General features: G+C 71.0%; 2 protein-coding genes. Both read left to right on the top strand.

Annotated features, from left to right (window positions below):
- The first annotated feature begins 316 nt into the window (after positions 1 to 316).
- Entirely contained in the window at positions 317 to 1111 is a 795-nt protein-coding gene (locus DVH02_RS33535; protein WP_233518625.1) for an ABC transporter ATP-binding protein, read from the top strand.
- Positions 1108 to 3948 (top strand): ABC transporter permease, encoded by a 2841-nt coding sequence (locus tag DVH02_RS33530; protein ID WP_114627606.1) that lies wholly within the window; start codon positions 1108 to 1110, stop codon positions 3946 to 3948. Before DVH02_RS33535 ends, DVH02_RS33530 begins: the two co-directional genes overlap by 4 nt.
- Positions 3949 to 4041: the final 93 nt, after the last annotated feature.

Below are 4041 nucleotides of genomic sequence, written 5' to 3'. Positions count from 1 at the left end.
CCGGACCCGACCGGGCCGACGGTCCGCACGGCACGCGGCAGATCGCTCCCGCCGTCGGCCAGGGGTCACGCGGCACACCCGCCCGGAGGGGACGCGGGCCGATTCGGCACGCCCCCATCCGCGCCTTGCCGTGCACGGCCACCGCTCGTACCGCGCTCTCCGCGGCCCATTTCTCCCCTTCTCACTCCCCACCACTTCCCACTTCCCACTCCCCACTCCCCACCACCTCTCACTCTCTGCTTCTCGCCCACTCTCCGCACATTCAGCTCAGCTCACATGTGCACGTATCAGCGCATACGTCCCAAGGGGGACCACGATGTCCGACAAGTCACAGCAGCCCCATCAGTCACAGCAGCCCTACCCGGAGCCTCGGTCATCGGGCGGACAGTCGCCCGTCCTCCAGCTCCAGGAGCTGACCCGGGTGCACGGCAGCGGGGCCACCGAGGTACACGCCCTGCGCGGCATCAACCTCAGCCTCTTCCCCGGCGAACTCGTCGCCGTCATGGGCCCGTCCGGCTCCGGCAAGTCCACGCTGCTCACGATCGCGGGCGGCCTCGACACCCCGACCTCGGGACGGGTGATCGTCGAGAACACCGACATCACCAGCGCGACCCCCAAGCAGCTCGCGGCCATGCGCCGCCGCAGCATCGGCTATGTCTTCCAGGACTACAACCTGATCCCCGCCCTCACCGCGGCCGAGAACATCGCGCTGCCCCGCGAACTCGACGGGACCTCCGCGCGCAAGGCGCGCGTCGAGGCCCTGGCCGCGCTCACGGAGATGGGCCTCGAAGCGCTCGCCGACCGCTTCCCCGACGAGATGTCCGGCGGCCAGCAGCAGCGCGTGGCCATCTGCCGCGCGCTCGTCGGTGACCGCCGACTGGTCCTCGCGGACGAGCCGACCGGCGCGCTGGACTCCGAGACCGGCGAGTCCGTCCTCGCCCTGCTCCGCAGCCGCTGCGACGCGGGCGCCGCGGGCATCCTGGTCACCCACGAACCGCGCTTCGCCGCCTGGGCGGACCGGGTGGTGTTCCTGCGCGACGGCGCCGTCGTCGACCAGACGCTGCGCAGCGACGCGGAGTCCCTGCTCAGCGGGCAGGCGGCCGAGCTGTGAAGACCTGGTTCAACGCCTGGCGCGCCGCCGTACGCATAGCCCGCCGCGACGCCTGGCGCTTCAAGGGGCGCAGCTTCCTGGTCCTCGCGATGATCGCCCTGCCCATCGTCGGCGTGAGCGCCATGGATCTGACCATGCGCAGCGCGGAGCTGTCGACCGGCGAGAGCCTCAACCGGGAGATCGGCGCCGCGGACGCGCAGTTCGCCGATCCCTCGCTCGGCGGAACGGCGATCCTCCAGAAGCCGGACGGCATCGACTACCGGCCGAAGGGATCCTTCGACGACAAGCCGTGGCCCGACGGACCGACGGACCTCGCCAAAGCCGTCCCCGCGGGCGCCCGCGTCCTGGAGAAGAGCACGTCGAGCGCGAAGGTCCACACCACGCAGGGGCTGCTGAACGCCGAGATCCACGAGCTGAAGGCCGCGGATCCCATGGCCCGGGGCATCATGACGCTCAAGGGCGGGCGCTTCCCGGAGAAGGGCAGCGAGGTCGCCGCGACCACCAAGTTCCTGAAGAACAGCGGTCTCAAGGTGGGCTCCAAGCTCACGGCGCGCGGCCTCGACGCGGACTACCGGATCGTCGGCTCGTACGAGCTGCCCAGCGCTCTCGACACCGAACAGATCAACGCGCTGCCCGGCGCGCTCATCGCTCCGCTCGCCAAAGCGCTGCGGGCCGACGGACTGCCGACCCCGCAGGTGGACACCACTCTGCTGGTGAGCACGGGCGATGGTTTCACGTGGAACATGGTGCAGGAGGCCAACACCAAGGGCATCGTGGTCACGTCACGTGCCGTGGTCCTGAATCCGCCCGCCGACGCGGATGTGCCCCTTCTCCAGCTGGACGACTATCAGAACTGGGAGATGAGCGAGGGGGCGAGCACCACTGAACTGGCCATCCTGGCCACGGTGGTCGGTCTCGCCATGCTGGAGATCTGCCTGCTGGCGGGCCCCGCCTTCGCCGTGGGCGCCCGTCGCTCGCGCCGCCAGCTCGGCCTGGTGGGCGCCAACGGCGGCGGCCGACCGCATATCCGCGCCATCGTGCTCTCCGGCGGTCTGGTGATCGGTGTCACCTCGGCCGTGGTCGGTACGGTGCTCGGTATCGGCCTGACCGCTGCCCTGCGCCCGGTGCTGGAGGAGTATCTGGGCCAGCGCTTCGGCGGCTTCGAACTCCGGCCGCTGGAGATCCTCGGCATCGCGCTCCTCGCCGTGATCACCGGTCTGCTGTCCGCGCTGGTCCCGGCCATCACCGCCTCCCGTCAGTCCGTGCTGGCCTCGCTCACCGGCCGTCGCGGCGTACGCAGGAGCAGCAGGGTGCTGCCCCTCGTGGGGCTGGCCGCGCTCCTGCTCGGCGGCGCGATCGCGCTGTACGGGTCGGTGGCGTCGCAGCAGTTCACGGTCGTCGCGGGCGGCAGTGCCCTCGCGGAGCTGGGGATCGTCGCGATGACCCCGGCGCTGGTGGGTCTGTTCGGCAGGGTGGGCCGCTGGCTGCCGCTGTCGCCGCGGCTCGCGCTGCGCGACGCCGTGCGCAACCGCGGACGCACGGCGCCCGCCGTGGCGGCGGTGCTGGCGGCGGTGGCGGGCACCGTGGCGGTCTCCACGTACGCCGCGAGCACTGACGCGGAGTCCAGGGCCGACTACGTGGCGCAGCTGCCCGGTGGCGCGGCCTCGTTCACGCTCGATGAGGACGGCGGTCGGGATGTCCCGACCGTGCGCGCCGCCTTCGAGAGGGCCCTCTCCATAGATGTCCAGGCCCCGGTGGACCGCATCGTTGCCGGCGATCCGAAATGCGAGGTCGACGAATGCGGCTACTACGAAGTGGTCATGCCCAAGGGCAACGCGTGCCCGCTGTGGGACACGGGCGAGAAGAGCGCGGATGAGGTCTTCAGCACGGCCGAGCGCAAGAAGCTCGCCAAGGACCCGCGGTGCAACAACGACAGTGACGTGTACTCCGACATCCCCCAAGGGGTGCTGGTCGCCGACGCCAAGATGCTCAAGGTCCTGGGCATCAAGGACCCGGGGGCCGAGAAGGCGCTCGCGGACGGCCAGGTCGTCTCTCTCGACAAGTGGAACGTCGACGCCGACGGCAAGATCGGCATCCGGATGATCACGGACATGGAGGCGGCGGACCGCGCCTCGGAGAAGGGCGAGGACGCCCCGGGCGACCTCAAGTCGTTCACCGCGCACCAGGTCCCCGGCGACCCCGAGGCGTACGGCGTCTCCGTGATCCTGACCCCGGCCACCGCCGAGTCCGCCGGTATCAGCACGGTGCCGGCCGGTGCGTACTACTCGCTCGACCGGGCGCCGAGCAGCGAGCAGAAGCAGCGGCTGGACAGCGAGATCGCCAAGACCGGCAGCAGTGTGCGCGTCCACATCGAGGAGGGCTACACGAGCCGTTACAACCTGACACTGCTGGTACTGACGGTCTTCGCCGGGCTGATCACGATCGGCGCCGCCGGGATCGCCACCGGTCTCGCCCAGGCCGACGCCGAGGCGGACCTCAAGACGCTCGCCTCGGTGGGGGCTCCGGGGCGCGTCCGCAGGACGCTCAGCGGGTTCCAGTGCGGGGTGGTGGCCGTGATGGGTGTGGTGCTGGGCTCGGCGGCCGGAGTGCTCCCGGCGATCGGGCTGCGGCTGACCGAGGAGCGCGAGCAGCTGACCTGGTACCACGAGGCGCTCGACGAGGCGCTGAGCGGCACGCCTGACGTGCCCTACGTGCCGATTGTCATCCCCTGGGAGACCATGGCGATGCTGCTGATCGCCGTCCCGGTGGGCGCGGCCCTCCTCGCCGCGCTGGTCACCCGCTCGCACCGGACGCTGGGCCGCAGGGCGGCGACGTGACCTGCGTGGCTTTCCGGAGCGCGTGAACATCTGAGCCCGTGCCCCCGTATGAAGACGGACGACCGCCTTCGTACGGGGGCACGGGCTCAGATG

Source organism: Streptomyces corynorhini, assembly GCF_003346515.1.
Classification (GTDB): Bacteria; Actinomycetota; Actinomycetes; order Streptomycetales; family Streptomycetaceae; genus Streptomyces; species Streptomyces corynorhini.
This window is presented reverse-complemented; position numbering and strand designations above follow the sequence as displayed.

What these genes read in the sequence shown, in the direction of transcription:
- DVH02_RS33535 (WP_233518625.1), top strand. Translation starts at nt 317, where the DNA reads ATGTCCGACAAGTCACAGCAGCCCCATCAGTCACAGCAGCCCTACCCG.